The organism is Desulfuribacillus alkaliarsenatis, assembly GCF_001730225.1.
GTDB lineage: Bacteria > Bacillota > Bacilli > Desulfuribacillales > Desulfuribacillaceae > Desulfuribacillus > Desulfuribacillus alkaliarsenatis.
Genome location: NZ_MIJE01000003.1, coordinates 36,732 through 53,788, shown reverse-complemented (window position 1 = coordinate 53,788; position 17,057 = coordinate 36,732). Strand labels below are relative to the sequence as shown.

At 39.5% G+C, this 17,057-nt stretch carries 15 protein-coding genes; 1 reads left to right on the top strand and 14 read right to left on the bottom strand.

What is annotated here, in order from left to right; genetic code table 11:
* Nucleotides 1-159 precede the first annotated feature (159 nt).
* The 11 genes from BHF68_RS04470 to ftsE form a co-directional block, all read right to left on the bottom strand.
* Nucleotides 160-513, bottom strand: a complete 354-nt coding sequence (locus tag BHF68_RS04470) for a phage holin family protein (protein ID WP_069642464.1) — start codon at nt 511-513, stop codon at nt 160-162.
* Nucleotides 506-715: a PspC domain-containing protein gene (locus BHF68_RS04465; protein WP_069642463.1), complete on the bottom strand. Its 210-nt coding sequence runs from the start codon at nt 713-715 to the stop codon at nt 506-508. Before BHF68_RS04465 ends, BHF68_RS04470 begins: the two co-directional genes overlap by 8 nt.
* Before the next feature lie 52 nt (nt 716-767).
* Nucleotides 768-1,547 carry a transglycosylase domain-containing protein gene (locus tag BHF68_RS04460; protein WP_069642462.1) on the bottom strand — a complete coding sequence of 260 codons (780 nt, stop codon included), beginning with the start codon at nt 1,545-1,547 and terminating at the stop codon, nt 768-770.
* Complete coding sequence (gene uvrA, locus BHF68_RS04455) at nt 1,544-4,408, bottom strand: excinuclease ABC subunit UvrA (protein ID WP_069642461.1); 2,865 nt, start codon at nt 4,406-4,408, stop codon at nt 1,544-1,546. Before uvrA ends, BHF68_RS04460 begins: the two co-directional genes overlap by 4 nt.
* A gap of 553 nt (nt 4,409-4,961) precedes the next feature.
* Nucleotides 4,962-6,935 carry an excinuclease ABC subunit UvrB gene (gene uvrB / locus BHF68_RS04450; protein ID WP_069642460.1) on the bottom strand — a complete coding sequence of 658 codons (1,974 nt, stop codon included), beginning with the start codon at nt 6,933-6,935 and terminating at the stop codon, nt 4,962-4,964.
* A gap of 195 nt (nt 6,936-7,130) precedes the next feature.
* Nucleotides 7,131-8,015: a chemotaxis protein CheW gene (locus BHF68_RS15050; protein WP_084019206.1), complete on the bottom strand. Its 885-nt coding sequence runs from the start codon at nt 8,013-8,015 to the stop codon at nt 7,131-7,133.
* Between the two features lie 58 nt (nt 8,016-8,073).
* Nucleotides 8,074-9,375 (bottom strand): PDZ domain-containing protein, encoded by a 1,302-nt coding sequence (locus tag BHF68_RS04440; protein WP_069642459.1) that lies wholly within the window; start codon nt 9,373-9,375, stop codon nt 8,074-8,076.
* A gap of 116 nt (nt 9,376-9,491) precedes the next feature.
* A complete protein-coding gene (locus tag BHF68_RS04435; RefSeq protein WP_069642458.1) occupies nt 9,492-10,940 on the bottom strand; it encodes a S41 family peptidase in 1,449 nt (482 codons plus the stop codon).
* A gap of 139 nt (nt 10,941-11,079) precedes the next feature.
* The gene (locus BHF68_RS04430; RefSeq protein ID WP_069642457.1) at nt 11,080-12,282 is read right to left on the bottom strand and encodes a murein hydrolase activator EnvC family protein; all 1,203 of its coding nucleotides are present in this window, start codon (nt 12,280-12,282) and stop codon (nt 11,080-11,082) included.
* 123 nt (nt 12,283-12,405) lie between these two features.
* A complete protein-coding gene (ftsX, locus tag BHF68_RS04425) occupies nt 12,406-13,293 on the bottom strand; it encodes a permease-like cell division protein FtsX (protein WP_069642456.1) in 888 nt (295 codons plus the stop codon).
* Nucleotides 13,283-13,969: a cell division ATP-binding protein FtsE gene (gene ftsE, locus BHF68_RS04420; RefSeq protein ID WP_069642455.1), complete on the bottom strand. Its 687-nt coding sequence runs from the start codon at nt 13,967-13,969 to the stop codon at nt 13,283-13,285. The genes ftsX and ftsE overlap by 11 nt, the downstream gene beginning before the upstream one ends.
* 206 nt (nt 13,970-14,175) lie before the next feature.
* On the opposite strand from ftsE, the gene BHF68_RS15325 reads away from it, so the two are divergent.
* The gene (locus tag BHF68_RS15325; protein ID WP_176719875.1) at nt 14,176-14,337 is read left to right on the top strand and encodes a hypothetical protein; all 162 of its coding nucleotides are present in this window, start codon (nt 14,176-14,178) and stop codon (nt 14,335-14,337) included.
* 74 nt (nt 14,338-14,411) lie between these two features.
* Here BHF68_RS15325 and BHF68_RS04415 read toward each other — a convergent pair whose 3' ends face one another.
* From BHF68_RS04415 to fliS, 3 genes are all read right to left on the bottom strand, one after another.
* Nucleotides 14,412-14,849, bottom strand: coding sequence for a YaaR family protein (locus BHF68_RS04415; protein ID WP_069642454.1), 438 nt, complete (start codon nt 14,847-14,849; stop codon nt 14,412-14,414).
* 116 nt (nt 14,850-14,965) lie between these two features.
* Nucleotides 14,966-16,465, bottom strand: coding sequence for a flagellin N-terminal helical domain-containing protein (locus tag BHF68_RS04410; protein ID WP_069642453.1), 1,500 nt, complete (start codon nt 16,463-16,465; stop codon nt 14,966-14,968).
* A 16-nt stretch (nt 16,466-16,481) separates the two neighbouring features.
* Nucleotides 16,482-16,949 carry a flagellar export chaperone FliS gene (gene fliS / locus BHF68_RS04405; protein WP_141706228.1) on the bottom strand — a complete coding sequence of 156 codons (468 nt, stop codon included), beginning with the start codon at nt 16,947-16,949 and terminating at the stop codon, nt 16,482-16,484.
* Nucleotides 16,950-17,057 lie beyond the last annotated feature (108 nt).

Sequence of the window (17,057 nt, the reverse complement as noted above, 5' to 3'; positions counted from 1 at the left end):
CTGGAAGCACTTTCTAATTTGCAACACAAATTGACTAATACTATAATTAATTCTATGTGCTGCTCAAAAAAAGCCACGGTATCCTTTCGACACCAACCTACTATATTCCTGCTTCCAGATGAAAGAATGAACCAAAAGTCCTATGCATTTTTCGACAAACTAACGGTATTTTTTATCTAATAGCGAACTAATCAAACTACTTATAACACTAGTTACTATTGAGCCTAGTAAGGCAGTGAGAAAACCCTCAACATAGAATCCTTCTAAAATATGCGCTACCAGCAGGAAGAAAACACCATTTATTACAAAGGTAAAAAGCCCTAAGGTCAAAAAGGTAATAGGTAACGTTAGAAAACACACAATAGGTCTTATTGTTATATTAATAACTCCCAAGATTAAAGCCGCCCAAACAGCTACCCAAAAATCAGCAATTTCTAGCCCTGGAATGATTTTCTCGGCCAAAAACAAGGCTAGGGCAACAACTATAATTTTAATAACGGCTCTTTTAAACATCTATATAGTCCTCCGAATCATTAAAGGGCATGATAAATAATAATGCAATATAAAGTATTAATGCTGGGAAAAACCACGTAAACAATGTAACTATGACATATAAAACACGTACTACAGTCGGATCCATATGCAGATACTCAGCAATTCCACCACATACCCCGCCAATCATCTTATTACTTTTAGAGCGATATAGCTTTCTCATGATTTTTACCTCCTCTATACTATTGTTTTAACTATCGTTATCTATCATTTAACTAATGTTCAGTTAATACAAATATTTCTAATGCTTTAGTTGCTTGGTCCTGTGAGATATAGTTTTGCTCAACTAAGCGCTCTAAAACTGTATATTGTCTTTGCAAGGCTAATTCAAGATTAGCAGGATTGCTATAAACTGATGGAGCTTGTAATATGCCTGCTAAAAAAGCTGCCTCGGCAATATCTAGTTCAATTGCCTGCTTCCCGAAGAAATGTTCAGCAGCGCGTTCGATCCCGTACATACCCTGCCCATAGTATATTTGATTTACATACATTTCTAGTATTTCATCTTTAGTGAACCTCGCTTCTAAGCGTTTTGCAAAATAAACCTCTACTAGTTTTCGAGAAAAGCGTTTATCTGGGCTTAGATACAGATTTTTAGCTAATTGCTGAGTTATTGTACTCCCACCCTGCATATATTCCCTGGCAAGCAAATTATTATAGGAAGCACGTACAATAGCGTAGTAGTCAACACCTCCATGCTGACGAAAGCGCTCATCTTCAATTGCTACTACTGACCATAGGAAGGTTTCAGCAATTTCTTCTTGTGTTACGTATTGTATACGAAATTCTTGTTTATTAGCAACAGGCTTTTCCTCGATATAGGTAATGGTTTGCGTTTCACCTTCAGTAATTTCAAGTAAATCAGCCTTAAGAAGCTGCGGGGTTGTCACTAGATAAAACCCCACAGTTACTAGATGATATGTTATAAATAATCCAAATAGAATCAACGCCAACTTAACAATTACTGCGATTAGATTCCAAAGTGCACGTATCATTGAGCAGCTGATACCTCCAAGTGTTCTTGTGCACGGGCGCGATCTCTTTCTAGTATTGGCTTTAGATAATGGCCCGTGTATGATGCTTTAATTTCAACTATATCCTCTGGTGTTCCAACTCCGACAATCGTACCGCCACCATCTCCACCTTCTGGGCCTAAATCTATAATGTAGTCAGCAACTTTTATTACATCAAGGTTATGCTCGATGACTAGTACGGACTCTCCGTTATCTACTAGTCTTTGTAAAACATTTAACAAGCGACTGATATCATCAATGTGTAAGCCAGTGGTAGGCTCGTCAAGAATATATAATGTTCTACCAGTATTACGACGATATAACTCGGAAGCAAGTTTAACACGTTGTGCTTCCCCTCCAGATAAGGTTGTTGCAGGCTGTCCTAAGCGGATATAACCAAGTCCCACATCATATATCGTTTGTAGCTTCCTTTGGATTTTTGGAATGTTTTTGAAAAATTCCAAGGCATCCTCAACGGTCATGTATAATATATCAGCAACTGTTTTGCCTTTATATTTGACTTCAAGGGTTTCACGATTATAGCGCTTCCCCTTACAAATCTCACACGGTACGTACACATCTGGTAGGAAGTGCATCTCTATTTTAATGATACCGTCACCACGACAAGCTTCACAGCGACCACCCTTAACATTAAAGCTAAATCGACCTTTTTTATAACCGCGCATCTTAGCTTCATTAGTATTGGCAAATACGTCACGGATATCATCAAAGACACCTGTATAGGTAGCAGGGTTTGAACGTGGCGTGCGTCCAATTGGCGATTGATCGATATCTATTACTTTATCAAGATGTTCTAATCCAGTTATTTTCTCATGTCTACCAGGCTTCTGCTTAGAGTTCTGTAGCTCCTTAGCTAGTCCCTTATGCAGGATTTCATTAATCAGTGTACTTTTGCCTGATCCAGAAACTCCCGTAACACAGGTGAATGTTGCTAACGGAATATCTACAGTGACTTTTTTCAGGTTATTCTCTTCCGCTTTATGAACCTTTACCCATTTGCCGTTAGGCTGGCGACGCTCAGTCGGTAGCGGGATAAACTTGCGCCCACTCATATACTGACCAGTAATCGAATCAGGGTGCTTCATTACCTGCTCCGGCGTGCCTTCAGCAATGACTTGACCTCCATGCACACCTGCACCTGGCCCAATATCAATAATCCAGTCTGCGGCCAGCATTGTGTCCTCATCATGCTCTACAACAATTAATGTATTACCTAAATCACGCATTCGTTCCAGTGTTGCAATTAAGCGATTGTTATCCCGTTGGTGCAAACCAATACTTGGCTCATCTAATATATACAAAACTCCCATTAATGAAGAACCTATTTGTGTTGCTAAACGAATCCGTTGTGCTTCACCACCAGACAGAGTCCCTGCTGAGCGGCTCAAATTTAGATAATCTAGACCCACATCCCGTAAAAAGCCAAGGCGTTCCTGTATTTCTTTTAATACTAAGCGAGCAATTGCCATGTCCTTATCAGAAAGCTCCAAACCTTCAAAAAACTCAACAGCATCGCGGATAGTAAGGCTTGTGACATAGGAAATATTTTTGTCACCTATATAGACAGCTAAGCTTTGTGGCTTTAGTCGATCACCCTTACACTTTGGACACGGCCTTGAACTCATAAATCCTTCTATGAACTCACGCACATGCTCGGAAGCCGTCTCTTTATAACGTCTTTCTAAATTTCCAATAACCCCTTCAAAGCCAACCTTGGTTTTACGCATCTCGCCAAAATCGTTTTCATAATGAAATTCTATGACATCCGATGAGCCCTTTAAGATGATAGAACGCTCCTCATCAGTCAACAGTCTCCATGGTAATTTCGTATCGATACCATAATGACGACAAACTGACTGCAAAAGTTGCGGGTAATAATTAGAAGATACTCCAGCCCAGGGAACAACTGCCCCTTCCTCTATTGATAATTTATCGTTTGGTACAACCATCTCTTCGTCTACAATCATATTTGAGCCTAGGCCACTACAAGCTTCACATGCCCCATAAGGGCTGTTAAAGGAGAACATCCTCGGCGCTAATTCTTCACTACTGTAGCCACACTCCGGGCATGCAAGCTGCTGACTAAATAAAAGCTCTTCTTCTCCGATAACATCAACGAGTAATAATCCCTCAGCCAATTTCAAAGCAGTTTCAATGGAATCAGCCAAACGACCCTCAATACTATCTTTGATAACAATACGGTCAACGACAACTTCAATGGAATGCTTTTTATTTTTCTCAAGCTTTGGTGCTTCTGACACGTCGTACACTTCACCATTTATACGGACACGAACGAAGCCGTCACGCTGCACCTGTTCTAGAATTTTTGAATGCTCACCTTTACGCCCACGAACTACTGGGGCCATAATCTGAATCTTCGTTTTTTCAGGTAAACTGAGAATTTGATCGACCATTTGCTCCACTGTTTGAGCCGCAATTTGAATATTACACTTGGGACAATAGGGTTTACCAATCCTAGCGTACAAAAGACGCAAGTAATCATAAATCTCTGTCACAGTCCCTACCGTTGAACGTGGGTTACGGCTAGTCGTCTTCTGATCAATCGATATCGCTGGCGATAATCCGTCAATCGAGTCGACATCTGGCTTGTCCATCTGCCCAAGGAACTGACGAGCATAGGCAGATAATGATTCTACATAACGTCGCTGCCCTTCAGCGTATATTGTATCGAAAGCTAAGGAGGATTTCCCTGAGCCACTCAACCCTGTTAGGACGACAAACTTGTCCCGTGGGATAGTAATATCTATATTTTTTAAGTTATGGGCGCGAGCGCCTTTAACTACGATGTTTTCTAAAGCCATAATAATCACCTTTCTTTTTTCGTGGGATGTTCAGGAACTGCACCTCTACTCACTCGCTCAAGCTTGCGGCTTTACAATTCCTAAAGCTCGTCTTGGAAAACTCTAAAACTCGCTCCGCTCAGACTGTTAGAGTTTTTGTCCAAACCTTCGCTAAGTACTTGTACAAGCCTCCAGCAAAGACTCGTTCCGCAGAGGAACAGCTCCCGAACTAACTCACAGCAGCAACACCCATAAAGGGCTTAGCTTTTGTAGCTACTGAATAGCTGGCTTGGTGCCGATGAGCGAACTCGCATCATTGCTGCATGTGATTGGTGCTGGGTCATTCATAAGCGATTTTGGCGTAAGCTTGATGATATTTCTTAGTGAAGATTTTCAACTCTAGCTCCACTTGTTTGAGCCATTTATGGCGAGTTTGGAGCTGTTGAATATTGAGCTTAGAAATTCACAAGCTGGAGACTTGGTGAGCGTTGAATGACCCAAGACAATCACATCTACTTCACTGTAGTGAGCGAATTGATACTGAGTCAGCTATTCGCTGCTTCACTCTCAGCCACTACAAATCCCCCTTAAGCTCTATAATCAAATCACGTAACTCTGCCGCTCTTTCGAACTGTAAATCTTTAGCAGCCTGCTTCATCTGTTCCTCTAAGCGTGCTATATATTCCTTCTTATCCTGCTTTGACATTGCATCGATTGGGTTTTGTGGCATATAGTCGGCATTAGCTTCTGCGACTTTTGTTGCTTCAATAACATCACGAATTGCTTTATTAATTGTTTGAGGTGTAATTCCATGCTGTTCATTATATGCTATCTGTGTAGTGCGGCGCCTTGCTGTTTCATCAATCGCTATAGTCATCGCCTTAGTCATTTTATCCCCATACATGATAACCATACCATTGACGTTCCGTGCTGCACGCCCAATTGTCTGAATCAAGGAGCGTTCACCACGTAGGAATCCTTCTTTATCTGCATCTAAGATTGCTACTAAGGATACCTCTGGCAAATCAAGACCTTCACGCAGAAGGTTAATTCCAATTAAGACATCAAACACCCCTAAACGTAGCTCACGAAGAATTTGCATCCGCTCAATTGTCTTAATTTCCGAATGCAGATATCGGACTTTAATGCCGACATCCCCCATATAGCTGGTTAAATCCTCTGACATTTTTTTCGTTAATGTTGTAACGAGTACGCGCTCTTTTTTCTCAACACGCATGCGAATTTCGTGGATTAAGTTATCAATTTGCCCTTTGGTCGGTCGCACCTCAATAATTGGATCAACTAAGCCAGTCGGGCGGATAATCTGTTCAACCACCTTCGTGCTGTTTTCCTCTTCGTAAGGTCCTGGTGTGGCTGATACAAACAATGCTTGGTTAATCTTTTTCTCAAATTCATTAAACTTCAACGGTCGATTATCTGCTGCTGAAGGTAAGCGAAAACCATGATCAATTAAGGTCATTTTACGCGAACGATCCCCTTCATACATGCCTCGAACCTGCGGTAAAGTTACATGGGATTCGTCAACTATAATTAAAAAATCGTCTGGGAAATAATCTAATAATGTATATGGAGTTGAACCTGATTCCCTACCTGTCAAGTGTCTGGAATAGTTTTCGATTCCAGATACAAAACCCATTTCTTGTAACATCTCTATATCATAGCGTGTGCGCTGTTCAAGTCGTTGCGCTTCGAGTAGTTTCCCTTTGTCCCTAAACTCTGCTAAACGTTCCTCTAACTCAGCTTCAATAAGTTTCACAGCCCTAGTAACGTTATCTTCGGTAGTAACGAAGTGAGAGGCTGGAAAAATCGCTATATGTTGGCGCTCGCCAATTATCTCACCAGTCAGTACATCTATTTCTGTAATTCTATCTATTTCGTCTCCAAAAAACTCGATTCGTACGGCATGCTCACTTCGAGATGCAGGAAACACCTCAACAGTATCACCACGGACACGAAAAGTTCCCCTAGTAAAATTAATGTCATTACGATCATACTGAATGGATACGAGCTTTCTCAATACATCGTCACGATTAAGTTCCTTACCAACGCGCAAAGAAACCACAAGGTCACGATATTCTTGCGGTGAACCTAAGCCGTAAATACTTGATACACTGGCAACAATAACAACATCTCTACGTTCAAATAGAGAACTAGTTGCAGAATGTCGTAGCTTGTCTATTTCATCATTAATTTTTGCATCCTTCTCGATATACGTGTCCGAGTGCGGAATGTATGCCTCTGGTTGATAGTAATCGTAATAACTGACGAAATATTCAACTGCATTGTTCGGAAAAAACTCCTTAAACTCACTACACAGCTGTGCTGCTAGCGTTTTATTATGCGCTAAAATAAGGGTTGGACGGTTTAGCTTAGCAATTGTATGAGCCATTGTAAAAGTTTTACCTGACCCTGTAACCCCTAGCAATGTGGTATATTTATGTTTTTCTTCTTTTAATGAATGCACAATCTGTTCAATAGCCTTAGGCTGATCGCCCTTCGGCTGGTAGTCAGACACGACTTCAAACATAATAACTAGCTCCAATCTATCTAAAGTGTATACAAATTATATAGTATCATTAATACATTTGCACTTCAGTCTATTATATCACAGTTCAATTCTTTTTTAGACAGATTCTAATGTATTGCAATTGAGAAAAGAGTGCCGATATGAATTTTCAGCACCCTTGCTTGATTGGTTCAAGTGTAGTTAATGTGTAATTAATTAGGAACGTTCATCCTGTTGGAAAAGCTTCGCTATATCTAGCAGAATAATTATCCGCTTTTTCATATGAATTAATGATTGAATGTATTCCGTTGCTTCGGACTTCTCAATATCTGGAGCAGGTTCAATCAAGTCATTGTTAACCGTTAACACATCTTTAGCAGAATCTACGAAGAATCCAACTTCTAATGAGTCATAACGACAAATAATAATGCGCGTAGAATCATTCATTTCTGTTTTTTGCCCCGTGAACCTATATTTTAAGTCTATTACAGGTATTACAATTCCCCGCAGATTAACTACTCCTAAAATATGCGTTGGAACATTTGGTACCCTTGTGATTTTTATAGTACGCTCTATCGACATGACATTGTCAATTGGTAGGGCAAATTCTTCTGAGCCAATCTGAAAAACTATATATTTCTTTTCCACTTCAACAGCTTGCTCTATCTGTTGTTGCGAATTAGCTTGTGGTTGAGGTGTGTTTTTTCCCTGTGATAGCTTGTTTTGTTGAGATAAACCATCTTCTTGAGGTAGATTATTATGTTGAGACAAATTATTATGTTGGGATAAATTATTTTCTTGAGATTGGTCATCTTGTTTGGTAGATTTGTCCTGCTGCTCAGTAACCACTTGATTAACTACACTTTCAATCTCGGATATATCTTCAATATCCTTAACTATGTCCTGTTCTGATTCCGTTGTGCTGAACACAATTTCAAAGGTATTATCGAATTCCCCTGCCTCTAAGGCTTCTATATCAGGGGTAGTAGTAATAATCTCGCTACATTCCTGTAGCTTGGATAGTACCATATAAGCCCGAACACCTTTTAATTGTGTGCCTGGGGCTACTGTAACCTGCATTTTAAATGTCTGAGCTTCCATAAGTACCCTCTCCCCACTAATTATATCTATCTTTTCAAGAATTGTTTTCACTAATGTTTTATCTTCTAAATCGCTTCCATAGTCGTTTAAACGGGTTATCTGTATTTATCTTTACATAATTTTTTGTTTTCTGCTCTGGAACGAGGATTACTCCTAGGGAATGATGCTCACCTTGATATAGCGGTGTTTTTACGAACTTTATTTCACCTTCGAGATTTTCGACCTCAAGCTTTACATATACTGGCTGCAATGATAAGGCAAAGTGTAGCTCCGTTTCATTATAAATAGGAAAACCATTGACTTTTACGATAACCTCTCCAGATTTGAGACCGATTTTCTCCGCTGTACTATTTGGCAATACTTGCAGGATACGCACTCCATTAGATGGATGGTTATAAATCGGAGTTTCTAATAGCTCTCTACGATGTCCCATGATTATAATCGACTCATGAGCAACAGCAGAGAATAGCGCCGCCAGCAACAAAAGCCATGGTGAGTACACACTTAACAGTGCCAGCATTAGCAAGACCACACTATACAGTGCTAGGTGTATTGCAGTTTGTCTAGCTTTTTGTTTTGGAGTGCGAGAAATAGCTATATCTCCGTAGCCTAATACTGCTGGTATTGGCAGCATACCCAAGACTACACCAGCAATTGTACTAATTGGTAGTAACGGCCACCATTCTGGAAAATATATCATGCCTTCGCCGCCCTCACCAGGCTCAGGTATTTCAGCCAACGCACTTGGGTCGATGGCAACAATGATGAATAGCGGTACAAACCAGAACTTTTGCATGGTAAATCCACCGACTAGCTGACCACGCTTGCTGCTTATAAATACGGGACTTGCTTTCTTATCCCCATGAATCCATATGAGCAATGACTCCGTTAGGTGTAGGATAGCTACTAACGCTATTATAACTGGTACATTTAAGTTTGCTAACCCATCCCATAAACTTCCGAATAGCGGTAGCTCTGAACCCTGCGGCCAAATGATAGTAACAAAGGCAAGGGTTCCTAAAATCCCTGTCGCATAGGAAAAACACAGATACCGAATGTTTATTAAGGCGACCATTATCGCCACAACCCATACATACATCATGTCGTATGGATTCAAGACCACACCTATGGTTAACAGCAAAATGCTAGCAAAAAGACCCCCTAGGATTCCGAATCCTATGGAGACCAATGTTTGCTCGGTCACTGAGTTAACGCGAACGGAAAACATCTTACGTTCATTATTAATTAGACGTCGATACTGCATTATGATTAGCAGAATCACTACGTAAATAAATGGATTTAGCAGCAGAAATTTTACATTCTGAGCGATTGCCATTGCTATATCTACAAACGGAAACATTTCCCGCTCCCCCATTACTTCTAACTTTATCTCTTTTTTAACTATTTATTTCTTTACATCTTTATCTTTATCGGCTCTTTACTTGATTAATTCAATGTTATTTAATAAATAATTGGTTAACGCACCTGTTGTTTAATTACTTCAAGGGCTTTTTGTAGCTGTGTATCAGACTCATCCAAGGAATCCATAACTGCCTGACTTAAGGCTGCAATATCGTCATTAGATATCTCTCCAGTTGTTGCAAGCTCTTGACTTGCTTGGAAGTCCTTCAGTGCTTGTTCTGTTTGATGGCTGAAGTAACCATCATCGCGCCCTGGGTCAAAGCCTAAGTGTTCCAACATTATCTGCAGGCTACGTACATGGTTATTGTTATCATCATACTTAAGCGCTGTGTCATGGGGGATTCTTGGCGTAGTGAACACCTTAGGTAACGTAACCTCATAGTCTGGGGTTATACCTACCTGGTCTATCCAATTCCCATTCGGAGTTAACCATTTAGCAATTGTAAACTTAATCTCACTACCATCAGCAAAACGCTGTGTTGTCTGTACCGAGCCTTTACCGACAGAGTTTACGCCGATAACTTTATATCCTCCTGATTCCTGGGCGGCAGCCGCTAATATTTCTGAAGCACTCGCACTACCACGATCTATTAACACCACTAACGGAATTCCTTCACCTGCCATCGTTGAACGAATAATTTCGCGTTCACCCGTATGGTCTTCGATTTGTAGGACTACACCTTGGTTCGGGATTAGTACATTGCTAATTTTCGCTACAGACTCTAGAATTCCTCCAGGATTATTACGAACATCGACTATAAGACCTTGCATCCCTTGTTTTTTCAAGTTATTTAATTCTTCTGCAAAACGATCTGCTGTTTTCATCGAAAACTGAGTGATTTCAATTTTACCAATATTATCATCAAGCATCTCTGCATATACAGTTTCTAGAGGAATTGTATCCCTAACTATATGCTTAGTAATTGGTTCTTTATGACCCTCTCGCTGAAATTCAATAACTACAGTAGAGCCTTTTGGTCCGCGAATCTTTAAGACTGCCTCCGTCAAAGTCAAGCCTTCAACGGACTCACCATCAACCGTTAATACAAAGTCCCCAGGAAGCACGCCCGCTTTCTCTGCTGGAGCTCCACGAATTGGTGAGACTACTTTAACACGCCCTGACTCAATTGTTACTTCAGCCCCGATACCTTGGAAAGAAGAAGCAATCGAATGTTCAAATTGCTCGGCTGCATGTGGGGTCATATAGGAAGTATAAGGGTCGCCTATAGCATCTAACATCCCCTTGATAGCTCCGTCTACCATTTTATCTATAGGAACATCTTCAATATAGCGTTCTTTAATATGCTTATATGTTTCAAATATTTTATTAAATTCTGGTGGATAACCCTCCCCAGCTACTTCAATAACCTGCGGTTCCGTTACTTCCTTACCCTCATCTATCTGATTGTCATTGGCAAAGGTTTGATAAAAAATAGATATGCTAGCTCCTAGTACAAAGAAAAAGACTGCTACAAGTATCCATTTACGTAATTGTAAGTTCAAGCCTTACACTCCTCACTTTGATTTGAAAATTCTTATATTCTTATTCTTGTCCTCATTTAATATTACCAAAACTCAGATTAAAAGTCGAAAGAAAAAGAAAAAGGGCAATCTGCCCTTTTACCATCTTAAGTATGCTTAGCTACCATTTTACATATTTTGAAGGATTTACATCCTTGCCATCTTCATAAATTGTGAAATGCAAGTGTGGCCCTGTTACGTTTCCAGAAGCACCAGCTCGCGCTATAGTGTGACCTTGCTTAACAGTTTGTCCTTGCTTAACAAGCAGCTCACTATTATGAGCGTATAAGCTGGTAATACCACTTCCATGGTCAAGTATGACTGTCCAACCAAAGCCTCGGACCCAACCAGATAAAGCGACAACGCCATCTTCTGCTGCATAAATTGGTGTTCCAACAGCTGCCCTGAAGTCTACTCCATTGTGCCATTCAACTCTTCCAGTACCGAAAGGACTCGTGCGATTTCCATACGGAGAAGTAACATGCATATTATCTAGTGGCCAGCCAAATTGACCTGTTCCACGATATACCCTTTGGTATTGCTGAAGTGTTCGATTTAATTCTTGAATTAACCTCTGCTGAGCAGCTTCCTCTTCCGCTAATAAGCGATTTAATTGGTCACGGTCAGATTGCAATGCTGATAACTGTACCCTCTGTTTACGCCCTTGCTCTGATAGTTCTTCTTTAACTACCTCAGTTTGGGCATAAAGGGTTTCTAAACTGAATTGATGCTGTTCTAACTCGAGTTTTTTAGCGAATATAAGTTCACGGTCCATCTGATTTTCTTTTAAAATTCGATGATCCTGATCAACAATCAGATTTAAAGCTTCGAAGCGATTTAAGAAATCTATGAAACTATTAGAACCGAGCAATACTTCTAAATAAGATACCTTACCATTCTCATACATAGAGCGCACCCTTGACTTGAGGATGCTGTCACGGTCAGCCACCCGTTGTTCAGCCTGTTCAAGTTCTATCGTTGTTATTTCCACTTGTGTTTCTGTCTCTAGTATTTGTAAGGATAAGCTTTCAAGCTCCGCATCTTTTTGTCTAATTTCATTTTCTACCTGTTGAATCTGCGATAATGTACTTCGCTCCTGTTGTCTTACAGAGCTAATGTCGTTTTGTATTTCCTGTGTTTTACGCTCTGATGCAGCCTGCTGAGCCTTTATCTCGTCCATTTTCCGCTGCAACTCTCTTAATTGAGCATCATTAGCTGAGCTTGGCACTGGATTTACTAGCGTAATAGCCAAAACGATTGCTAGAATAAAAAATATGCTTCTTTTGATGTGTTTATAATTTAGTTTATCCGAAGGTTCTTTCATCAATCAGCTAGCCTCCTTTGCAGAAACTTGTCTACGTCTATTTTACATGACAGCTTTTTACAATATAAGGGTCTTTTTGACTAAATCTAGCATAATAAAGCACACTCTTACATATACTGAAGCTTAAACTTTCAAGAAACGTCGCACTGACATCAGGCTTCCTACGATACCGATTAGGACTCCAGTACTTACTAATGCAATCGCCAGGTTAATCATGAATGGGAAAAATGGCATTAGCTCTAGGAAAAAAATCGGTGATGAGTAGCGGTCTAAAATGTGTAAATACCCTAAACTTAATATGATAATAGGAATTATCGATCCTATTAGACCCATAATCATACCCTCTAAGAAAAATGGCCAGCGTATAAACCAATTCGTCGCTCCGCAAAGCTTCATTATTTCAATTTCTCTGCGTCTTGCATAAATTGTCAAACGGATTGTATTAGCAATTAGAAATAGCGAAGTGAATGCCAGTCCCAAAGAGAAAACTAGACCCACATTACGGATAATCGATGTTACATCAAATAATGCTTCAACGGTATCACGACCATATTTCACCTCAGCGACATTAGGAACATTTGAAATTTTTGCAGCTAATTCACCAATTTGACGCGGGTCAAAGCTCTTAACATAAAACGCATCGCGTAATGGATTATCTTCTTCTAGTCCATCAAGCACACTGGCGTCTTCACCTAAGTCCTGGCGTAGAATTTCTAAGCCTTCCTCTTTAGTGATAAAGGTAATTTCCTTAACTTCAACCATTGAACGCAGGCGTGCGTCGACGGCTTCAACCTCGTATTCTGTTGCATTTTCATTTATAAATACACGGATTTCAACCTGCTCTTCTAGTCGTTCAGCCATATAGTTTACGTTCATCGTTAATAGCATAAACACACCTAAAATAAACAATGATACTGCAACTGCGCCTACGGAAGCGGATGTCATCCATGAGTTTCTAGACAGGTTCTTAAAGCCTTCACGTATGTGTCTACCCATCGTACTAATTCTCATAGTTGTAACCCCCTCGACGTTCATCACGGGCTATTTGCCCACCTTCGAAGGCTATTACACGCTTCTTCGAGCGATCTACGATGTCTTTATTATGGGTAGCCATAATTACCGTTGTACCTCTATAATTAATATCTTCTAATAGGCGAACAATTTCCCAAGATGTATCTGGATCAAGGTTGCCTGTAGGCTCATCGGCGATAATAATTGCTGGATTATTTACAAGGGCTCTTGCTATGGAAACACGTTGCTGTTCCCCACCAGATAATTCATTGGGTTTAGAATTTTCTTTGCCCTTAAGTCCAACTTGAGCTAGGATTTCTAGTACTTTATTTCGGATTAGCTTTCTTGGTGTTTCTATTACTTCTAAGGCAAATGCTACGTTTTCGTAGGCTGTAAGATTCGGTAGTAATTTAAAATCCTGAAACACGACTCCGATTGTTCTACGAATTAAGGGAATTTGGCGTTCACGAATTTTCTCTACATTAAAACCGTTAACGAATATTGCGCCTTTAGTTGGTTTTTCTTCGCGGTATAAGATTTTTATAAATGTAGATTTACCAGCGCCACTTGGCCCTACTACATAAACAAATTCACCTTTACTGATTTTCACACTAACACTTTTAAGTGCATTAACTCCATTCCCATAGGTCTTCCATACGTCATATAATTCTATCATTTACGAAACTCCTTCTACCCTATGTTTATGTCTTATTATTTCAATATATAATTATATCGTAAGAAACTAACTAATGAAAAAGTAAATTATGTTAACTTTTTTTAATAACTCTTCACTTGTCTTTATTTATTCGACATTCTTCTTTGGAAACCTTCAAAGTAATACAAATTTAAAGAAAATAGGGCAAAGGGTGGAGGGGAGGATTTTTGCGGGGAGTTCTTGTAAGTAGCGGCAGAATATATGGTTTGCTATCAATTCGCTCACAAGGTCTTCGGCTTAAGGATTGCTACGGCTTGGGTTGGCAAGCACTCCTAAAAGCCTACGACAAAGGTCGCTCATCGACAGCAAGCCATATATTCAAGATGTAGCAGCAGCTATAAGACTACCAGCTTAAACAGAAAACACCTCACACTGTATAGTTTTTGTGAGGTGAATATAATGCCTACGTATATATATTAACCAGCAATCCTTTAATCTCTCCAACGAGAGCAAGGATTTCGATGTTTTTCTTTTGTTTGTCTAGCGCGGCGTCAGTTACTTCTAGAAGTTTCTTATCAACTTCTTTGATAATTTTATAGATTTTATTGCGTCCGCGGCGATTAAAGCCCTGGCGCTCTTCTAGCTTTAGACCAAACTTAACAGTCTCGTCGAGCATGTCTTTGACTAGACGTTTGAATTTATTTAAATCATCAACAGTTCGATGCTCAGCTAAGCGTTCCCCTTGGCGCTCGATATCTAATAAGCGCTGATTAAATCTCTCAATTTGCGTAGCGTCACGTTTTTGTGTAAGAATTTCTGTAAAGGTTGTTTTTTCAGTCATACCGTCGGCTTTTGATGTGCCTTTAGCCCCACTGGTCCTATTGACTTTATTTACTTCCATGCTGTATCACCTACCATTTTCGTGATATGTTAAATATTATTAGCAAAATTCACTACAATTAAGTAATAGGCAGGTATCACTACCTGCCTATTACTTAATTATAACTGTTTATTATGTTATTGCAATAACTGAAGAACTCCTTGAGGTAGCTGATTTGCTTGCGCAAGCATTGCTGTACTCGCTTGATTTAATATGTTATTGCGTGTGAACTCAGTCATTTCTAGTGCCATATCTGCATCACGAATTCGTGACTCAGCAGCCGTTAAGTTTTCACGAGTCGTGCTCAGGTTATTCAATGTATGCTCTAATCGATTTTGTACCGCGCCTAACTTTGAGCGTAATGATGAAACTTTAACTATCGCTCTATCCAAATCTCTAATCGCATTATTTGCATCAGCATTCGTTGTAACCTTAGTGTCTTGTATACCTAGCATTACATTACTAATTTCTTCAACATCAATTCTCATTAATTGATTTGAATTTGGTCCAATTTGGAAGTTAAGAGCGTTATTGCCTACATTAAACTCAGTTTCATAGAATCCTAGAGTATCATCAAACCCTTTAAATTCCATTTCAAAGCCCGCTGCTTGAAGTAGACCGTTATGTGTTTTCAACTTCGTCGCAGGCGTTATATCTTCTCCGTCCTTCTGCAATTGCATACCTAACTCAAGTTCGACTTGTACATTTATTGTACCAGCCATTTTAATCAACCTAGCATCTATTTCAATAAATATCTCAGGATTATCATTATCTTCTATTTTAACAACATCTGCTGCTGCAGTCGGCGCACCTGACACATCATCTCCTACTGATCCTTGTCTAGTACCTATAAGCGTACCATTAGGATCGTATACCTCAATTAATGCCTGAGCATGTGATCCAGCTATAACTGGAGGTCCGGCAGAAGGTTGAACTGCTGGCACAAAATTTTTAACTTCTATCCTGTATTCACCCAAAAGATTTTCTTTACCTATCCCTACATGGGCACCTGTAGTTGCTATCAAATCAGTTTCATTACTATTAACCCCTGCTCCTTGCTTATTTATTTTACTAGTTAAGACTGTCGCAACAGAAGCCGGACTTGTATTAGGGCCCACCAAAACTTCATAATCACCATCCATGACTTTTGGCGATATTGCTCTAACACTCATTATTCCATCACCTTTTGTAGTACTATCTATACCTACGTTAACCGAACTTTCACCATTAAGAAGCTTACGCGTATTAAACTCAGTTTTATCCTTAATCTCATCAATCTCGTCTAATAATTGATCAATTTCTTTCTGTATTTCTGCTCTATCCGAGTCAGTATTAGTATCATTTGCTGCCTGAACTGCAAGTTCTCTCATACGTTGCAACATAGCATGCACCTCTGTAAGTGCGCCTTCTGTTGTTTGCAATAAAGATACTCCATCTAGTGCGTTTCTCTCAGCCATTTGTAAACCGCGAATTTGACCACGCATTTTTTCAGAGATTGCTAGTCCTGCTGCGTCATCTGAAGCACGATTAATTCTTAGTCCTGAAGATAGTTTTTCTAAATTTTTCGATGAACGAAATTGGTTTTTATTTAATTGATTATATGAATTTAATGCTTGAATATTATTATTGATACGCATACTACGCCTCCTAAAATCAAATGGATTTTTTATATCCTGCCTTGTCATTTTCCATATTGAAGTCTAGCTGTTCTTCATATGAACTCTTTTTCTTAATAGCTTGATTGAGCTTAGATCCTGATTTATGACTTGCCATAGATTGTATCCAACCGTCTGCTATACGATTTGTGATTTTCAAAACCTCTTCGCATGTTTCGATATCTTTGCGTACGTTAGCTTGGAAGAGTTTATCGCTCATGTAGTTGTATAGTACATGCAACTGGTCCGCAATAACACCTGCTTCGTAGTTAATCCCAACTCCTAGCCGTTCTACTATTTCGTTAGATCGCTGAAGCTTTTGATTTGCTTTGCCAAAATCTTTTCTTTTAATTGCTTGAATTGAATCCTCTATGTTTTTTGTTAATGCTTGATAGAGTAATAAAGTTATTTCCTCTGGCTTCATCTTGTATAGTTCTTCTTTTGTCAATGTGCTTGTATTAATCAAACACTGCACCTCCTGTGAGTTCACATCCGTGTGAATTACTTCCCGTCCTTTGACTTTCTATAATGTTTATCGACAAATCACACTATATGTTTACTAGTTTTTCATTTT

Bases quoted from the DNA above. Each gene is read 5' to 3' on its own strand.
- BHF68_RS04470 (WP_069642464.1), bottom strand. From the start codon at position 513: ATGTTTAAAAGAGCCGTTATTAAAATTATAGTTGTTGCCCTAGCCTTG.
- ftsX (WP_069642456.1), bottom strand. From the start codon at position 13,293: ATGAGAATTAGTACGATGGGTAGACACATACGTGAAGGCTTTAAGAAC.
- uvrA (WP_069642461.1), bottom strand. From the start codon at position 4,408: ATGGCTTTAGAAAACATCGTAGTTAAAGGCGCTCGCGCCCATAACTTA.
- BHF68_RS04430 (WP_069642457.1), bottom strand. From the start codon at position 12,282: ATGAAAGAACCTTCGGATAAACTAAATTATAAACACATCAAAAGAAGC.
- BHF68_RS04415 (WP_069642454.1), bottom strand. From the start codon at position 14,849: ATGGAAGTAAATAAAGTCAATAGGACCAGTGGGGCTAAAGGCACATCA.
- BHF68_RS04465 (WP_069642463.1), bottom strand. From the start codon at position 715: ATGAGAAAGCTATATCGCTCTAAAAGTAATAAGATGATTGGCGGGGTA.
- ftsE (WP_069642455.1), bottom strand. From the start codon at position 13,969: ATGATAGAATTATATGACGTATGGAAGACCTATGGGAATGGAGTTAAT.
- BHF68_RS04460 (WP_069642462.1), bottom strand. From the start codon at position 1,547: ATGATACGTGCACTTTGGAATCTAATCGCAGTAATTGTTAAGTTGGCG.
- BHF68_RS15050 (WP_084019206.1), bottom strand. From the start codon at position 8,015: ATGGAAGCTCAGACATTTAAAATGCAGGTTACAGTAGCCCCAGGCACA.
- BHF68_RS04410 (WP_069642453.1), bottom strand. From the start codon at position 16,465: ATGCGTATCAATAATAATATTCAAGCATTAAATTCATATAATCAATTA.
- uvrB (WP_069642460.1), bottom strand. From the start codon at position 6,935: ATGTTTGAAGTCGTGTCTGACTACCAGCCGAAGGGCGATCAGCCTAAG.
- BHF68_RS04440 (WP_069642459.1), bottom strand. From the start codon at position 9,375: ATGTTTCCGTTTGTAGATATAGCAATGGCAATCGCTCAGAATGTAAAA.